Raw genomic sequence first — 17698 nt, forward strand, 5'->3', positions numbered from 1 at the left:
GGCAGCCAGCTGCTGGTCACGGGTGTTGCTCATGGCAGACGACCTTCCTTCACCATGGGTCATTTCGGCTCCGGCTCCGGCTCGAAGCGCAGCGAGCGCTCCACAACCTGCCGCGCCACCTCGGCCATCGTCAGGTCGTGGGTGAACGCGTACCCGCGGAGCCGCATCAACGCGTGCTCAGTGGTCACGCCCAACTGCACCTGCACCATGCCCGCTGCCTGATGCACCTCGATGTGTGCATCCGCCAGCCAGCTCAGATCGGCGACCGCATGCCCGTCGATCTGCTCGATGATCTGTTCGGTGGCGAGATCGGTCAGGATCAGGGCGTCGGTCACTTCCGTCCGGGTCAGCGGCCCGGCTGCGTCGCGGTAGAGGTCCAGCGAGCCCAACCGCACCACCCCGATCTGCAGCGGAAACGAGAAGACCGCCGCCGCCCCCAGCGCGGTGGCCCCGGTGGCGAAGGCGGGCCACCGTGCCTGCTCCGCAGCCAGGTCGGCGACCAAGACCGGCCCACCGGACTCGAATGCGTCCAGGCAGGGGCCTTCTCCGACGGTGAGCTGCAGGTCTTCCAATGCCGTGCTGGTCGCGTTGGTCGCGTAGACCAGGCCACGGCTGGGATGACCGTCGCTCCTGCCGTCCCCGTCGCCTCGGTTCAGGTTCGCCAGCACGGTCGCACCGGCGCCCGTCACCGACAGTTCCACCACGCATCGAGCGCAGACCAGACCCACTGGCGGGCCGGGCTGGGATGCCCGGTCGGCGGACAACAGAGCCCGCAGCCGCTGCCGCCTGTCCGCCATGAGGCCTCCGCCCTGTCACGACCCGGCAAGCCTAGTCCGTTCCGGCAGCGGTGCGCACCGTCGGGCGCGCCGGACGGGTCCTCACCGTTTCGAGTGACATGATGGGGGTACCGACAGGGAGACACTGGTCGTACGACTGCTGATGGGACGGTCGTGGGGGGCGACGCCTGGCAGGCGTTGTCGACCCGAAATCGTCGTGCCCCAGACCCCGGTGCGCATCGAAGTTGCCGAGCCGAGGGGATCAGGCATGAGTGCCGCATCCGTTGCCGGAATTCCGGAAGCGCGTAATCCGACAGACGCCAGACGCGGTCGACGACAGGACCGCTACACGCAGCAGTACACGCAGCTGGTGCGGCAGGTGAAACAGTCCGGGCTGCTGCGGCGCCGGTACGGCTACTACTGGACGAAAATGTCGCTGACCGTGCTCGCACTGGCCGGTACCGGGGTGGCGATGGTGCTGGTCGGCGACTCGTGGTTCCAGCTCGTACTGGCCGGGGTGCTTGCCGTCGTGCTCGCCCAGCTGGCGTTCCTCGGCCACGATGCCGCACATCGGCAGATCTTTCGTTCCGGCCGGGCCAACGAGTGGGCCGGGCTCGTGCAGGGCACGCTGCTCGGCGGGCTGAGCGCCGGCTGGTGGCAGAACAAGCACACCCGACACCACGCCAATCCGAACAAACAGGGGGCGGATCCGGACATCGCCGCCGGCATCATCGCCTTCACCGCCGATGCGCGGGCACAGCGCGGCGGCCTCGGCAGGTACCTCGCCGACCGGCAGGGCTGGTTCTTCTTCCCACTGTTGCTGTTGGAGGGGATCAACCTGCACGTCGGCAGCGTCCAACGGGTCGTGAGCCGTGCGCCGATGAAGCGCCGCGGCTGGGAGATCGCGTTCCTGACAGTGCGGCTGGCCGGGTACCTCGCCGTCCTGCTGTTGCTGATGTCGCCGGGGGTGGCGGCCGCGTTCGTGGGCGTTCAGCTCGGCCTCTACGGGCTGTACCTGGGAGCCGCGTTCGCACCCAACCACACCGGTATGCCGATCGTTCCGGCGAACCTGAGTATCGACTTCCTGCAGCGACAGGTACTGATGTCGCGCAACGTCACCGGCGGCCGGGCCATCCACTTCCTGCTGGGCGGGCTGAACTACCAGATCGAACACCACTTGTTCCCGAGCATGCCGAGGCCGAACCTCCGACTCGTTCAGCCGCTCGTCCGCCGGGCCTGCACGGACAACGACATCGCGTACACCGAACGGAATCTGGGAGCCGCGTACGCGGTCGTGCTGCGCTATCTCAACGACGTGGGGTTGGCCGGACGCGACCCGTTCTCCTGTCCCTTGGCGCAGCAGCTGCGGGCACCTCGGTAGGCCGCTACCAGCATCGTCGACCGGTAGCGGTCCCTTCCGTGCGGAGCCAGCGACGGAAAGATGTTCGTCGCTGGGCGGTCTGCGGGCTAGGCTGGAGATACCGAGGACTTGTCGAAGCGTCGACCGCCATGCAGATGGTGCCAATGTTGGCGTCGCCCTAGGCGAAGGATTGCAGGGCCGGCCCGCAGTGGGTTCGGTCGAGGGGGCGCCGTCATGGCCGTCCAGTCCACGAACGCCGACACGTTTCCCACCGCAGCGCCGCTGGACCCGAGGATCGCCCCTGCGGGAACCGGCGGTGTTCGGCTACGGATGGATCCGACCAGGGGCCAACACGGCGCCCTCGACGGCGCTTGGTGGCCCTACACCAACGATCTCGTCGCCGAGCTGCCCGCGTTGGTCGCCGGAGTCGACGCATGGTTGACGGGCCGCAGCCCCGGCCACAGCGAGCACGTCAGCCGGGTGGCGGTGGCCCGCGACGAGTGGGGTGAGATACCCGAGCGCACCGAGGTCGGCGGCAGGCGGGTGCGAGTCGCCTGGTTCAGGAGCATCGACGTGCACACCGTCAGCGTGTCCTGCCCCAATGGCGCCATCTACGACCTGCTCGTCATACCGCCAGACGCACTCAACGACGCGGCGTCTGCCGCCATGGCCACGGCCGCGGATCCCGGCAACGCGTTGGGTGGCAGCGAGATCCTCCGCCCGATCGGTCAGGATCCGGTGTCGTTGCCGGTGGACTCCTGGCACGATCCCGGGTTCGGGCTGCACCCCGAGTGGGAGACCGACGGTGGCAGCATCACCGGTGAACCCGCATGGCTCCGTGACCCATCGGGTATCGCCTCGATGAATCCGCTCCCCCGCAGCGAGCACGTCGACTAGCGGGCGTCATCCCGGCCCCCACGCCCGCGTGCCGGCGCGGTAGGCCGACCGGCGTGGCAAGCCCCCCCATGCCCGCCGGTGTCTCGTGCTTTACCACGGGGCATCGGCGGCCCGCGCACCCCCGTACCGCCAAGCGGCTCGGCGCCCCGTTGGCGAGCCGAGCCGCCTTCGCCGGGCCTACCGGTTCAGACCTGCCTCGATGGTCGCAATGATGCGGGGGCGCAGCTCCGCCGTCCGGATCACCGCGTCGACCGAACCGACCTCGACCGCCCGCTGGATGCTGTGGATCCGGTCGAACTCCGCGGCCACCTCGCCGATCTTCTCCGCCCGTACCGTGGTGCGCAGCTCGTCCAGCTCCGCCGTCAGCACCGCCCGGTCGGCGCCGGACGCCGCGGTCACCCGCGCCTCCAGCTCCCGTACCCGCTCGTCGGCGGCGACGCGCGCCTTGACATCACCGGCGAACACCACGGCCGCGGCCGGCGCACCACCGAGCACCGAGGCGTACGAGCCTTCCAGCGCGAGCACCGTCATGTTCGGGTTGAGCGCCTTGGAGAACACCACGAACGCGCCGCCGTGGTAGCGGGAGATCACGCAGAACACGATCGGGCCGTCGAAGTTGACGATCGCCCGGCCGATCTCCGCGCCGTACTCCAGCTGCAGCTTGCGCATCGACTCCGGCGAGCCGTCGAAGCCGGACAGGTTCGCCAGCACCACCAACGGCCGGTTGCCGCTGGCCGCGTTGATCGCCCGGGCCGCCTTCTTCGACGAGCGCGGGAACAGCGTACCGGCGGTGTAGGCGTCCGGCCCGTCGGTGGGCGGGAAACCGCGCCGCGGCACCGATCGCGACTCGATGCCGAGCAGGCAGACCGGGTACCCGCCGAGGTGCACGTCCTGCACCACCACGGTCTCCGCGTCCGCCATGCTGGCCCACCGCTCCAGCGTCGGGTGGTCCTGGTCGGACAGCGCCCGCATCACCGTACGGATGTCGAACGGCTTCTTGCGGTCCGGGTTCGCCGCCGAGAAGATCTCGCCGACCGTGGCGAAGTCGCTGCCCGCAACGGAATGCGGGAACCCGCTGACGTCCCGGTCGACCGGGTCGGTCGTCTCCGCCCGCCGTGGCGCCGCCTCGCCGGGCACCACGTACGTGTGGTCGTAGTGCGCCAGCAGCACGTCGTTGGCGGCGGCGAGGTTCGGCGCCCAGTACTGCGCCTGGCCGTTCGGGCCCATCACCCGGTCGTAGCCGCCGATGCCGAAGTTGTCGTCGGCCGACACGCCACCGGAGAAGTCCAGCGCCTGCTTGCCGGTCAGCACCATCGCCGAATCCGGCGTCATCACCAGGACGCCCTTGGTGTGCATGAGCATCGTCGCCTCGGCGTTCCAGTACGGCTGGGCGCCGACGTTGATGCCCGCGACCACGACGTTGATCTCGCCGCCGGCCTGGGTGAACTCGACGATGCGCTTGAGCGCCGCCGCCACCCAGTCCATGTTCTCGGTACCGGAGCGCATCGCGATCCGGGCGCCGGACGACAGCGTGTACCACTCCAGCGGTACCCGCATCCGCTCGGCCAGGTCGAGCGCGGCGATCACCCGGCGGCACTCCGGCTCGGACAGCGCGCCGAGCGACTTGGTCGGGTCGCCCAGCAGTACCACCCGGGTGACGCCCTCGGGATGCCGCCGCGTGACGGTGGTCGCGACGCCGGCGACGATGCCCGCGGTGTTGCGGCCCTTCGGCCGGTCCACCGGCACCAGCGCGTGCGCGTCGTCCAGATCGTGCTCGACGAACTCGCCGAGCAGCTCGGTCACCTCGTACGGGTAGACCGAGTTGCGGCTGCGCGCCCGCAACGCCTTCAGCCGGTAGTCGTCCAGCGGTTCCAGCGGTTCGTCCGACGGCTCACCGAAGACCACCTGCACGCCGCCGTTGGCGTCGAAGCAGATCCGCATCGCGATCTTGTTCAACGCACCGGTCTGCGGATCACGCCGCCGACCGATGAAGCAGATCTCCTCCAGGCCGGCGCCGGTGGTGGCCGGCAGCACCCGCTTCGCGATGATGTCCAGCTCGGCGTCGGTCAGCTCGCTCGGCGGCCACACGTACAGCACGATCCGGTTGGTGTTGAAGCGGTTCCGCGGCGACCGCCGGGACTGGGCCCGCCGGATCGAGTCGACGCAGGTGGCCACGACGTTCTCGGCGGTCGGCAACGCGACCAGCCGCCCGTCCTGCTCCCGCAGCGGGCTCAGATCCCGTACCTGCGCGAACGCGACGAGCCGGTCGTCGGACGGGTTGTCCGCCGCGACGCACTGGAAGAGGTACACCTCCTCGTCCGAGGACGGCAGCCGGGTCAGGTCGAACCGGTTCAGCCGCTCCAGCTGCATCCGCTGCGCGATGTGCGGGTGCAGGCCGCGGATCAGCCGGTCCTCGGCCATCCCGGTCGGCGCGGCGCGGAACGTGAAGTGGTGGTGCATCACCCCGGCGCGGCTGCCCGCGAGGGTCACGGTGAGCCGGCGCACCTGGTACGGCAACGGGTGCGCGCGGACCACCTCGGTCAGCGCCGCCGCCATCTCGTCCGCGTCGGTGGGTTGGTTGTCCCACAACAGGTACACGTCGGCGTCGATGGTGGTGTCGCCGGTCGCCAGCTGCTCCAGCCCGCGCAGCGCGTCACCCAGCCGTTCGAACCGCACCGCGGCCGACACCAGGGAGGACCCGGCGCGCTCGGCGACCACGAAGGTACCGAGCGGGATCCGGCTGGCGCGGACGTTGGTCAGCCCCTTGTTCCCGTAGTACCGCCGGGTCAGCACCTCCAGCATCACGGTGTTGTCCAGGTCGGGCCGCGGCAGCCGCTGCCCCAGCAACCGCACCAGCGGCTCGGTGGTACGGACCATCTCGGCGATCCGGTCGGCCCGGTCCGGCGCGTCCGGGTGCGCGTCCAGGTAGCGCAGGTGCGCCCGCACCTTCGCGTACACCTCGGCGCGGTTGCGGCGCAGCAGCGGCTGGCCGAACCAGCCGAACACCACGCCCCGGGCCAGGTCGGAGACGACCGGGAAACGCAGCTGGGTGGCCGACACCAGCCGCTCCAGCGCGAGCCCGGTCGGCTCGCGCAGCGTCCCGTCCGGCGGCGGCTCCTGCAGCCAGGCGCGCAGCAGCGCGGTGACGACCGCCGCGTCGGTGGCCGACCGCTGCTGGGCCAGGAAGATCCGGAACACCGCGGCTTCCAGCTCCGGGCTGCGGGTCAGCTCGGTCACCCCGTAGTGGGCCAGCGCCCGTTGCAGCTTGGCCTGGAACGACTCGGGCAGCCCGGCCCGCTCGACGTCCAGGCTCTGCAGGTAGGCGTGCAGGTACTCGCGGGGACTGTGCACGTGGGTGTCGGTGCCGTCCTCGTCGGTCGGCCGGTTGCGGCTCAGCTCGGCGAGGTCGGCGAACACCTCCACCAGCGCCAGCTCGCCGGACAGCGGCCGGTGCCCGGTCGCGGCGAGTTCCCGGCGCGCGGCGAGGTAGTCGTCGAGCACCCGGCGCTCGTCGTGCGGGTCGACGTCGAAGCCGAGCAGCAGGCTGCGCAGATCCTCCTGACCGCGGCGGACCCGGTCGGCGGCCGGCACCGTCGCCGGTGCGGCCGGCAGGTCGAGCTCGACGGAATCGGCCGGCTGCTCGGCAGCGGCCTCGTCGTCGTCGGAGTCGGCCAACGGTTCCAACCGCAGCAACGGTGCGCCGGTCTCCACCTGGCTGCCCACCGACACGGTGCATTCCTTCAGCCGGGCCCGGAACGGCGCCTGCAGCACCGTCTCCATCTTCATCGATTCCAGCACCAGCACCGGGGCGCCGGCCTCGACCTCGTCGCCGACCGCCAGCGGCGTCGCCACGACCAGCGCCGGCACCGGCGAGCGGACCACGCCGCCCTCGTCCCGGCTGACCCGGTGCGTCACCCCGTCCACCTCGACCAGGTGCACCGGCCCGTGCGTGTCGGTCAGCAGCTGGTACCGGGCGCCGTTGACGACGATCTGCCCGGAGTACCGGTCGTACCGGTCCAGCTCGACGTCCGCGGTACGCAGCTCGCCGCCGGCTTCGATGGAGACCCGGAACCGGTGCGCGCCCACCCGAGCGACCCGCACCCGGTAGCCGACGTTGCGCAGCTTGAGATCCACCGGCCGGCCGCTGTCGTGCTGCACCTGCGGGCGGCCACCGAACGCGGTGGACAGCAGCCGCTGCCGCTCGACGCGTTCCTCGTCCTCGTACACCTCGATGCCGGCGGCGGCGAGCGCGACCGCCGAGTGCCGGTGCGACACCAGCCGGCCCTCGCCACGGACCCGGTCGATCCAGCCGGTGTCCGCGCTGCCGTCGATCACCTCGGGCGCGTCGAGCAGGTCGAGGACGAAGCTCTTGTTCGTGGCACCGCCCTCGATGACCACGGTGGTCTGCCGCATCGCCCGGCGCAGCCGGCCGAGCGCCTCGTCCCGGTCCCGCCCGTACGCGATGATCTTGGCGATCATGGAGTCGAAGTCGGCGGGGATCACGTCGCCCTCGCTGACGCCGGTGTCCACCCGGATTCCCGGGCCGGACGGCAGGTCCAGCCGGGCGATCCGGCCCGGCGCCGGCGCGAAGTCCCGGTCCGGGTCCTCGGCGTTCAGCCGCGCCTCGATCGCGTGCCCGCGCTCCGCCGGCGGGTTGCCGACCAACCGGCCGCCGGACGCCACGTGCAGCTGCGCCTTCACCAGATCGAAGCCGGTGGTCGACTCGGTGATCGGGTGCTCCACCTGCAGCCGCGTGTTCACCTCGAGAAACGCCAGCACCTCGGTACCGGGGTGATACAGGAACTCGACCGTCGCCGCGCCCCGGTAGCCCACCGCCACCGCCAGCCGCTCCGCCGACGCCTTCAGTTCCAGGACCTTGTCGGCCGGCAACACCGGCGAGGCCGACTCCTCGATGATCTTCTGGTTGCGGCGCTGGATCGAACAGTCCCGGACGCCGAGCGCCCACGCCGTCCCCTCGCCGTCCGCGATGACCTGCACCTCGACGTGCCGGGCGCCGGTGACCAGCCGCTCCAGGAACACCACGCCGCTGCCGAACGCGCGGGCCGCCTCCTGGCTGGTCCGCTCGTACGCGTCGGTCAGCTCGGCCTCGCTGGTCACGACCCGGATGCCCCGGCCGCCGCCGCCCGCGGTCGCCTTCAGCATCAACGGGTAGCCGATCTCGGCCGCCGCGGTCAACGCGGCCTCCAGCGTCTCGACCGCGCCACGGCTCCACGGCGCGACCGGTACGCCGACCTCCTCGGCCAGCAGCTTCGCGCCGATCTTGTCGCCGAGGGTACGCATCGCCTCGGCGCTCGGGCCGACGAACGTGATGCCGACCTGCTCGCACAGCTCCGCGAACGCCGGGTCCTCGGCCACGAAACCCCAGCCCACCCACGCCGCGTCCACGTGGGTCTCGCGCAGCGCGCGCTCCAGCACCTTCAGGTCCAGGTACGGCCGGGCCGACGCCGGGCCGAGGTCGTAGGCGTGGTCGGCCTCCCGGACGAACGTCGAGGCCCGGTCGACGTCGGTGTACAGGGCCACGGTCTCGATCCGGTGCCCGGTCTGCGCGGAAAGCTCCCGGGCGGCGTGGATGAGCCGCCGCGCGGACTCCCCACGATTGACGATGGCGACACGACTGAACACCCGACCCAGCCTTTCCGTAGACGACGAAGTGCGCGCCGCGCCGCGGCCGCCCCGGTCCACCTTTCCGCCTGCCGATCCGTCCCGCCATGGAGCAACTAACGCACGTTCAGGACGCATCGTTGTAGGAACCCACCAAAAGCTCTCGGCCGGCTCCACCAATTCGACCAACGAGCCGATGCTATGGCCACCCCGCGACGGCCCACCCTGGTGGTTCACCCAGCGTTGCCCCCGCAACAGTGGCCCGGGCGAGATCGCCCCCGAAGACCGTTCCGTCCGGTCCGACGGCGCGGCCTCGCCGCACCGCAGTCCGGCCGCACCGAAGCGGCCGCAGTCCAGCCCGGTCCGGACGGGCTCATTCCGCCGAGCCCGTCCGAGGGGCCTTGGGCGAGCCGTTCCCGCCAGCCGCGTGGTCGTCACCGACCGCCGCACGTACCGGCGGCGTGCTCGGAACCGTTCGCGCCCCTGGATCAGAAGCCCCAGGCCATCCAGAACTCGTCGCGATGGGCACGGCCCTGGGCGTCGAGCGAGTCCGCCTTGCCCGGTGGCGTCTTCTCCGACGGGACCGTCCGCGCGTCCACCAGCCCGTGCCGCTCGACCCGCACCAGGCCGGCCGTCCGCGTCCATCGTCGAGAGCTGCGCGCGGCCCGAAGCGACGGTGCGGCCGAGCGTGCCGGTGCGCCCCTAGGCTCGTGGCCATGACGATCCTGATCACGGTCTGGGGCGCCTCGCCCGGGATGGGCAAGTCGACGCTGTGCACCGGGCTGGCGCGCCGGCTGACCGACGCGGGGCTGCGGGTCGACCACTTCCGCGAGGAGGACATCATGACCCGGCCGCAGTTCGCCGCGGTGGCCGAGGAGTTCACCGCGACCGGCCGGGTCGAGCCGGCGACGCTGCTCGCGGCGACCGCGCGCTTCGTCGAGTCGGTACTGCGAAGCGACGACGACGTGGTGATCGCCGACGCGCTGATGCCGTTCGTACCGACACTGCTGGCGATGGGACACGACGAGCCCGCCATCGACGCGTTCCTCGCCGACCTCACCCCGGTACTGGCACCGGTCGGCCCGGTCATGATCTTCCTCGACGGGGACGCCGCGACGGCGCTGCCGCGCGCCGCGCGCCGGGAGGGGCCGCACTGGCTGGACTGGTACGTCGCGAAGCTCGCCCGCTACCGGGTCGAGCCCGCGGTGACCGACGCCGCGTCGGCGGTCACCTACCTGCGCCGCGAACGCGCGGCGACGCTGGCGACGGTCCGCCGCTCCCGGTGGCAGCTCGTCGTGGTCGACCAGGCCGACCGACTGTCGCCGGCCGAGGTTCTGGAGGCCGCCCAGCACGGCCTGCAACCCTGGCTACCTACCGCCACCCGAAGCGATGCCCACGGCGCGAACCCGGCCTGACTCGTGGATCACGTCTCGACCGTCCGATATGGACACGACGCTTCGACAAGAGGCAGCAGAAGAGATCGGCGCGTCCGAAGACCGCTCACCATCACGACCGAAGTGGGTCGCGTGGGACTCGAACCCACAACCTACGGATTAAAAGCCCATATCCTTGTTGATCTTTAGATCGACGGCTATGAACTTGATTTACCTTAGATTACCACAGTAGCGCCTCGTTGCACAGTGAACCTGCCCGATCGCCGGCTGCGCACGGTGACGGAACTGAAAGCTAGCGCAATCTAACGAAAAGTAAGTTCAGCCCGATGGAGCACCCTTGGAGCACCCAGCGGCGGAGAGTCGACTGCGGCAACCGGCCGGGGAGCGGGACGAAACTGCGCCCAACTCGGCCGGCGAACTACCATAAAATGTGCGATCCGGCCCCGACGGTGAAGCGTTGACGATGTCATGCCACATCGCTGAGCAACGGCCCCGAGGATCTCACTCTGAGTAATTACTTCGGGAGACGCCGTCGTTCATCGCCTCTACCAAGCCGAGCACCCGTCGATCGTCCACCCCAGCCAAGTCGACTCCGCGCGGCTGTCAGACGCCGTGTCGGCGAACGAACGGCCGAGCCTCGGCCCAGGAAACTGTGATCGGTTCCGCCGAGATCGTCGAGGAGATCGGTGAGTACGAGCTCTTCGTGCCCCGCAGGGCCCCGCGTCGAGGTCGCCGAAGGGGGTAGGCGTGGTCGGCGCCTACCCCCAGCATCTGGCTATGCGGCCGACGTCGCGAACTGGTCGAGCAGTTCGGCGAATCCGGCTGCCTCAGCTTCCATCCACGGGGTGGTCACCTGCGACGGTCGCCGGCGGATCAGACGAGCGCGGCGCACATCGACAAAGACCGGCTCCGCGTTCTGCAGCAGATCGTCGGCCGCCTGCTCCAACAGCCACAACACCGCGTCGATCTCCAACGGGTCAGGCTTCTCGGCCCGCGCGTGTACCCACACCAGCTCCCGTCGCCCGTCTGGGTAGCTCAACCGCAAGTGCGGAGTGACATTGACGGTGATGCGCCGCGCCGACCACACACCGGTATGCCGCCTCTCGACGACCGCGCCGTGGAACGCGGGAACGATCTGTTCCCAGCCCTCGGCGCACTCGCCGTAGCTTGCCCGCATCCGAGTCGACTCGTTGGTCACCGCCGCCCACACCGGCGCCGGATCGTTGAGCCGGACCGAACTCGCCATCGCCGAATACAGGCGCGCGTACGGATCCCCAGGGAACGGCTTGTCCTTGTACGCGACCTGCTTGCTCACCACGCTCAGCCGCTTCGGGCCGGCGGTGGTCAGATAGGCGACGAACGTGCGCGTGGACACCTTGCCCTTTGCCATCAACAACCTTCCTGCCGAGGCAGCCGGGCATACGATCACGCGACCGACACCACAAGGCCCAAGATCCGATGCTCTTGAAATCCCAGGTCGTGCCGGCTATGGTTGGCGCAGAACCTGCCAGTTCTTCCAGCCCCAACCGCTGACCGTCCGCACCAACGCGGACCATCCGCGTTTGGGGCTGACTCATGCCCTTCAAGGATAGCGGGACGATACGCGGTTTCCGGCGCCCTGCTTCCCCGCTAACAACCTCGCCGGGCATTCATGCAGGTCAATCTACGAGAAAACGTACGCGCTAACGTTCCCTCGACTGGCTGGCTTCTTTCCTGGCAGCCTTCTTCGCACAAGAGCGACTGCAGAACCGCTTGTCTGAACGGTGCGCCGACCGTAGCCACGACTCGCCGCACTCTGGACACGAGGCCGTGTCTCTGGATGTGTGCGCCTTGCGGGCAGCCTGTAACCGCCATGCCTTCGCTCGACATCGATCAGAGCACCACAATGCGGTCGAACGCTTCAACAACGGCATCGGCCGACCGCAGTGCTCGCACACCAACGCACGTTTCGCCACTCATCGAACCTAAGGCCCATCCGGACCCGAATACAGATCCCTCCGAATGAAGCCAAGATCCACTCGGCTCAGCAGCGCTTACCGACCCCGCCGGGGGCCACCTCAGCCTCGCGCCCACTTACGCCGCACACTCGGCGAAGCGATCCACCTTGTGACTGTGGCCTAGGCGATCCGGGCTGGCGGCCTGGCCCAGCCGGTTACTCGGCCCACCCACTTCAGCGAGCGTGCTACCCCACGGCCACCGACGGATAGCCCTGAGCAGACTCCGTCCCGGCCGCGGCTTGTTGGCTTGCGCGCCATTCTGATGCTTCGCAGTCTTCGGTGAAGTCCAGGAGATGTTGCCCGTCGATGCGCTGCAACAGGTCACGCACCTCGGCTGGGGTGGCGTAGAAGAATTCTCGTCGCAGGTTGACCTGATTGACCCGGCGGTGAGCGAGTTCCTGGTGCAGGCGGGTCTCCAGGGTGACGGCATCCGAGCTGAAGATCAGTGCGTGGATGTCGAACTTGAACGGTACGGAGGCGTCTCCAAGCTCGCGGACCCGCTCGGTCGGGTCCAGCCTGCGTGTCATGCCGATCTTGACCATACGCTGGCCGAAGGCGCCGATGTTGGAGATGACATACACCCAGCCGGTACGGACATTCGCTGCTCGCGCCTCGACATCCTCCAGCGCTTCCGCGATCTCCGCTCGTCGAGCCTCGGCCTCGGACAACCCGATCGTGTCGCCCGCAGCATGCATTCGTTCCTGAACGTTCGCCCAGTGCGCGTCTTCCTTGGCAAGCTTCGCTTTCTCGCGTTCGATCTCGCGGCGTAGCACTGCCTCGTCGCGGGCGGCCTCACGTTCAGCGCGGACTCGTTCCTTTTCTTCTTCCACCTGTGCGAGATAGTCGGAGGTCAGCTCGAGCTCGGTGATGCGGAGCCGGTGGTAGTGCTCGGTGATGTGGATGTTCATCGTCGAGCCGAGACGGGCGATCGTGTCGCGTGCCTTGCTGAGGCGGTCTGTGCACGAGGCCAGGCGATGCGGGCGCATGGTGCGGAGGCAGGCATCGGCCTCCGCGTTGTAGGCGCGCAACATCAGCTTCGTGGTCTCTCGCAGCATCTTGCGCCCCTGGCTGGCCGACCCATTGACCATCCAGTCCGTCGCCGACTCGACCGCCTCGCCAGCCCGTACAGCGGTCTTGATCTGGTCCCGGAGATCTTCCAGCCGAGACTTGTATGCGACGGCATCCGCCAGACGATGCCGGAACTCGTAGAGCCCCGCCTCCTGCAGCATTGCCACATCCTGTGTCTGTACGACCTGCGCTTGGAGCTGGGCAAGCTGCGCTGCCGCGAGCTGGTTTTGTCGCTGAAGGTCGTACAGCGATTCCTGCGCCGCGGCGCGGTCGGCTTCGGCCTTGCGGTGTAGTTGTTGTATCCGTTCGTCGGCCTGCCGACGTTCTTCGTCAATCTGCCGGCGAACCGTCGCAAGTTCTGCGCGGGCTCGCTCGGTCTCGGCCTCCAGCGCTACTGCGTCCATGCCGCGCAGTTGGTCGACTCGTGCCCGGAGTGTGCCGATCTCGTCGGTCAGACTTGCTACCTGACCAATGAGGTCGCTGTTTCGTTCTTCGGCAACGCGCAGCCGCTTTCTGGTGCCGAGTCGGCGCGGAGGTTCATCCTGCCGGTCGCTGCCGATCGGTGCGGGAGTCTCCTGGACCGCTGCAATGCTTTCGGGCGCTGCGGCCTCGGCTGTGTCTGGACCTACCGGGATCCAGAACTGCCACCCCGGAGGCGGTGCGGGCCAGCGAGGATCAGAATGCCAGCCGGGCGGTGGTCGCCAGCCAGGCGGTGGTGTCGGCCATCCAGGCGGCGAGTTGTACCGATAGTCCACGACGGCCTCCCGCGCTTCTCACCAACACGCTAGCTCCGGCCTCGTTCCCAAGATCTCGGCTGATCGGACTCACTCGTCTGGACCTTTGGCCTGGGAACCGGAGACCGCAGAGTCTGTTGAACGTTGTCTTCCCACCGCTGGTTTAGCGGCTCACCCCAATGGAGGGTGTAGATACGCAGGAGTGGTCAGTCGAACAGCTTCCAGGGACCGTCGGAGACGACAGCGACCTTGCCATCGATGACGGTGATGACCGTGGTCGTGGACGGAGTTGGCCGGCACGTCGAGTTTCTCCCAGCTCGTGGCTGCACTAGCCTCGTCCGTTGGCGCGCGATGGCCAGGCGGTGCGGTGGTGCCGGTATCTCAGGGGCTGTTGACTCACCTGATCGACCAATCGCTCATCACACAACATGCCCAACGCGGGCGCGATGGCTCCTGCTGAACGGCCGATCGCTTTGGCCACTTGGTATCCGGTGAAGCTCTGGCCGGGGTGGGCCGCGAGGTGGTCAAGGACAAGTCGCCGAAGCTGTCCGCGGCGGAGTTGTGGGGCGCCGGTCAAGGTGGTGAGCGGGCTGGCGAGGCTCCACCTGTAGGGGATTTGCTTGCCGCGAGCGCGGTCTGCGGCGGTGCGCCGTAGGTGTCGACTCTGTTCGAGTGTCTTGAGTGCGTGGGTCACTGTGGATCTGCCCAACCCGATCTCAGCAGCGGTGTGGGCTGCCGTGGCGTCGGGGTTGTGGGAGATGTAGTCCGCGACCGTGCGTTGGCTGGCGGTCAGGGGCCGATCGATCGGGCGCTGGTGGTGGGGCGCGTCGTGGTTCTCCTGTCGGAGTGGTGCTGCCGGCGTCGCGGTCGAAGTCGGCGGCCGAGGCGCCACATGCGGCCCAGATGGCCACTCCAGGCGCGGTTGGCGAGGCTGCGGTGACTGCAGGCGGGTGGGTCGCCGCCGCCAACGCCGCAGCCGGTCGGCGAGTCGGCGGAGACGCCCTTGGTGTCACGCTGCTGGTCGCGGTCGTGACGGTCGAGGATGAGGTCGGCGACCGCGTCGGCTGCGTGCTGCTGGGTTTCGGGGAGCACGTTGGTGTAGGTGTCGGCGGTCAGCTGATAGCTGGCGTGTCCGAGCAGATCCTGCACCGTCTTCAAATCCACACCGGCATGGTGGGCCAGGGTTGCTGCGCCGTGCCGCAGGTCGTGCAGCCGGATCGGTGGCAGCCCGGATCCGATCAGCAGATCGGCGAAGCGGTGCGTCATGAAGTTGGGGTGCAACGGATCCCCGTCCAGCTTGGTGAACACATATCCGCTGTGGCGCCAGCGGCCACCCGCCGCCGCAGCTTCGGCCAGCTGCCGCTCACGATGTAAACGCAGCACCTCCACTGTGCGTCGATCCAGCGCGATGCTCCGACGGCCCGAACGGGTCTTCGGCTCACCAATCTGCACGGTGGCGCCGACAGTGATGCGCTGCTGAACGATCCTCAACGCCCGCTCCTCCAGGGACACATCCACCCACCGAAGCCCCGCCGCCTCGCCACGGCGCAGCCCACGCAGCGCGAACAGCCACCACAGGGCGAACAACCGGTCGTCGCGGACCAGGTCGAGGAACCGTCGCAGCTGTACCAGGGTCCATACCGCCACCAGCGGACGCCGCCCGGTGGCGTTCCACTCGGCGACCAGTTCCTCGGTCCAGACCTGCGGCGGGCGGGCTGGTTCCCGCGGCATCTGCACCAGCTTCGCCGCGTTGCGTTCGATCAGACCTGCCCGTACGGCCCAGCTCAGGGCCGCCCGTAGTGTCGCCCAGATCCGCCGTACCGTGGTCGCCGACAACGGCTGGTCGTGCTTGCTGGTGGTGTGTGCCAGCTCGGTCAGCATGGTCGACACGTGACCCGGCGCCAGCTTGGTCAGTGGCAGGTGCCCCAGGTGCGGGATCAGGTACCGGTCGATGTGGGTGGCGTAGGCGCGTAGCGTGTTGGGCCGCACCCGCTGCTCGCTGACGCTCAGCCACTGCCTCAGACACTCCGCGACGCTGCAGCCCGTAGCGCGACGCCGCCGGCTTTCCGCGAGTACTTTGCTCCGCTCCTTCGCAGCTGCTTCCGGAGTAGCGAAACCGCCTCGACGAACCACACGCGAGGTCCCGAACACCTCGGTGAGTGTGCACTTGAAGTACCAGCTCCCATGGTCGGGATCCAGCAACTGGGGGCAGCCCTTCCCCAAAGATCGCCCGGTTTCCTGATCCACACAGCCACACCGTTTGAAGACTCCAGCGCGACGATGACCGGCCATCACATGACTCCTCTCGAGGCTGCCGCCGGTGCTCACCTGCACCGGCGCGACACCGTCGCGCCTCAGATGCAATGGCGCTCGGTCGAAAGCGGGGGCTCCGCAAGCCGACGACCAGGATCACGATCAGTGACGTACAACGGGTCCGTTGTCATGCTTCAAGGCGACACGTCGACATTGGGTGATCACGCCTTGGCGCCTAATTTGGAACGAGGGCCTTCGGCCACTGCAGGCAATCTTGTTCTCGCACACCCAGCGGCTGTCAGCATCCAACGGTGCGCAGCGTCGAGGCCAGCGCAATGCCCGAAGAATGGCGACTCGAGCTTCATGACTCAGCAGATCGGGGACCGGCGGGAGCTTGGCTCGCGCAGACCGCGACCTTGTGCCGTGTCTGATGCGGAGATTCCCTGGGCCACAACAACAGTGGCCGAGCGCTGGCAAAACGACAGCGGGCGCCCAAGTCCCGAAGCCGCCCCATGTCGCCTGGCCAAGGTGTGTTGCGGGTTCTCGGGCACCGCTCGGCCGCCAGCGTCGGTCTCGCAGCGTGAGATGCGGAGCGCTGAGCGATGCTGATCACGGTGCGGCGCAGGCGAAGTGTCCGAGCGGAGTTAGTGTCTGCCGGTGGTGGTCAGTTCGGCCAGCAGGGCTTGGACGCGGTGGTCGATGTCGTCGCGGATGGGGCGGACCTGATCGAGGGGTTTCCCGTTGGGGTCGGGGAGGTTCCAGTCGAGGTAGCGCTTGCCGGGGAAGACGGGGCAGGCGTCGCCGCAGCCCATGGTGATGACGACGTCGGCGGCGTGGACTGCTTCGGTGGTCAGGGGTTTCGGGAATTCGTGGGTGAGGTCGAGGCCGATCTCGGTCATGGCTTCGATGACGGCGGGGTTGATGGTGTCGGCCGGGGCGGAGCCGGCGGAGCGTACGGTGACGCGCCCGGCGGCGTGGTGGTGCAGCAGGGTGGCGGCCATCTGTGAGCGGCCGGCGTTGTGGACGCAGACGAACAGTACTTCCGGCGTGGTGGACACGACGGCTCCTCGGGTCTTCGCGAGTGCGGTGAGCCGGTCGGTGGCGAAGTGGACGGCCAGGACCGGGGTGTGGCGGTGGATGCGGGCGGTGGCCTCAAGCATCGCGTGGGACTGGTGCAGGTAGTGGTGGATGGTTTCGGGGCCGAAGATGCCGGCGAACCGCTCGGCGAGCTGCTCGGCGGCGCGGGCGAGGGTGGCGTCGGTGTTGAGCAGTCGGCAGTCTTCGGCGTCGGTGCAGTGGTGGGAGGGTGGTGGATGCCTCCGCAGCCGGGCGAGCCGTTCCCCGCTGCCGCGCACGTCCGCAGGTGTCTGGCTGACTACGAGCGGCGGTACGCGCTGCCGATCGTGCGGCCGGTCGAGGTCACCGCGGTCGGCCGGGACGGCGGGAGCCTGGAGGTACGGTCCCGCCGGGCGAGGTGGCGGGCCGCGGCGGTGATCTCGGCGACCGGGACCTGGCGGCGGCCGTACTGGCCGCGCTACCCGGGCCGGTTCGGCGGCCGGCAGCTGCACACGGTGTCGTACCGGCGCCCGGCGCCGTT

Annotated in this window: 9 protein-coding genes and 1 pseudogene; 4 read left to right on the forward strand and 6 right to left on the reverse strand. The window is 69.1% G+C overall.

Translation table 11 applies throughout. From position 1 onward, the window contains the following. Positions 1-59 precede the first annotated feature (59 nt). A complete protein-coding gene (locus NUM_RS31110) occupies positions 60-704 on the reverse strand; it encodes a GAF and ANTAR domain-containing protein (protein WP_207128491.1) in 645 nt (214 codons plus the stop codon). Between the two features lie 442 nt (positions 705-1146). On the opposite strand from NUM_RS31110, the gene NUM_RS31115 reads away from it, so the two are divergent. Further along, positions 1147-2157 carry a fatty acid desaturase family protein gene (locus NUM_RS31115; RefSeq protein ID WP_225918969.1) on the forward strand — a complete coding sequence of 337 codons (1011 nt, stop codon included), beginning with the start codon at positions 1147-1149 and terminating at the stop codon, positions 2155-2157. A gap of 213 nt (positions 2158-2370) precedes the next feature. Next, positions 2371-3033, forward strand: a complete 663-nt coding sequence (locus tag NUM_RS31120) for a DUF5994 family protein (RefSeq protein ID WP_207128493.1) — start codon at positions 2371-2373, stop codon at positions 3031-3033. Between the two features lie 177 nt (positions 3034-3210). Here the strand turns inward: NUM_RS31120 and NUM_RS31125 are convergent, their stop codons facing one another. Continuing rightward, positions 3211-8676 (reverse strand): ATP-binding protein, encoded by a 5466-nt coding sequence (locus NUM_RS31125; protein ID WP_207128494.1) that lies wholly within the window; start codon positions 8674-8676, stop codon positions 3211-3213. A 695-nt stretch (positions 8677-9371) separates the two neighbouring features. Here NUM_RS31125 and NUM_RS31130 point away from each other — a divergent pair. After that, complete coding sequence (locus tag NUM_RS31130; RefSeq protein ID WP_207128495.1) at positions 9372-10070, forward strand: hypothetical protein; 699 nt, start codon at positions 9372-9374, stop codon at positions 10068-10070. A gap of 754 nt (positions 10071-10824) precedes the next feature. On the opposite strand, the gene NUM_RS31135 is transcribed toward NUM_RS31130, so the two are convergent. The 4 genes from NUM_RS31135 to NUM_RS37860 form a co-directional block, all read right to left on the reverse strand. Beyond that, positions 10825-11439, reverse strand: a complete 615-nt coding sequence (locus NUM_RS31135) for a hypothetical protein (RefSeq protein ID WP_207128496.1) — start codon at positions 11437-11439, stop codon at positions 10825-10827. 792 nt (positions 11440-12231) lie between these two features. Then, complete coding sequence (locus tag NUM_RS31140; protein ID WP_207128497.1) at positions 12232-13869, reverse strand: DUF4041 domain-containing protein; 1638 nt, start codon at positions 13867-13869, stop codon at positions 12232-12234. Positions 13870-14637: 768 nt separating this feature from the next. Further along, positions 14638-16095, reverse strand: a complete 1458-nt coding sequence (locus tag NUM_RS31145) for a tyrosine-type recombinase/integrase (RefSeq protein WP_207128498.1) — start codon at positions 16093-16095, stop codon at positions 14638-14640. Positions 16096-16745: 650 nt separating this feature from the next. After that, on the reverse strand, positions 16746-17456 hold the full coding sequence (locus NUM_RS37860; protein ID WP_308440603.1) for an arsenate reductase ArsC: 711 nt from the start codon (positions 17454-17456) through the stop codon (positions 16746-16748). On the opposite strand from NUM_RS37860, the pseudogene NUM_RS38025 reads away from it, so the two are divergent. Then, positions 17415-17639: pseudogene (locus NUM_RS38025) on the forward strand (pyridine nucleotide-disulfide oxidoreductase); the annotation flags it as partial. The gene NUM_RS37860 and the pseudogene NUM_RS38025 overlap by 42 nt on opposite strands. Between the last annotated feature and the right edge of the window lie 59 nt (positions 17640-17698).

Origin of the sequence: Actinocatenispora comari (genome assembly GCF_017312725.1) — a bacterium.
In the GTDB taxonomy this organism is placed as follows: Bacteria; Actinomycetota; Actinomycetes; order Mycobacteriales; family Micromonosporaceae; genus Actinocatenispora; species Actinocatenispora comari.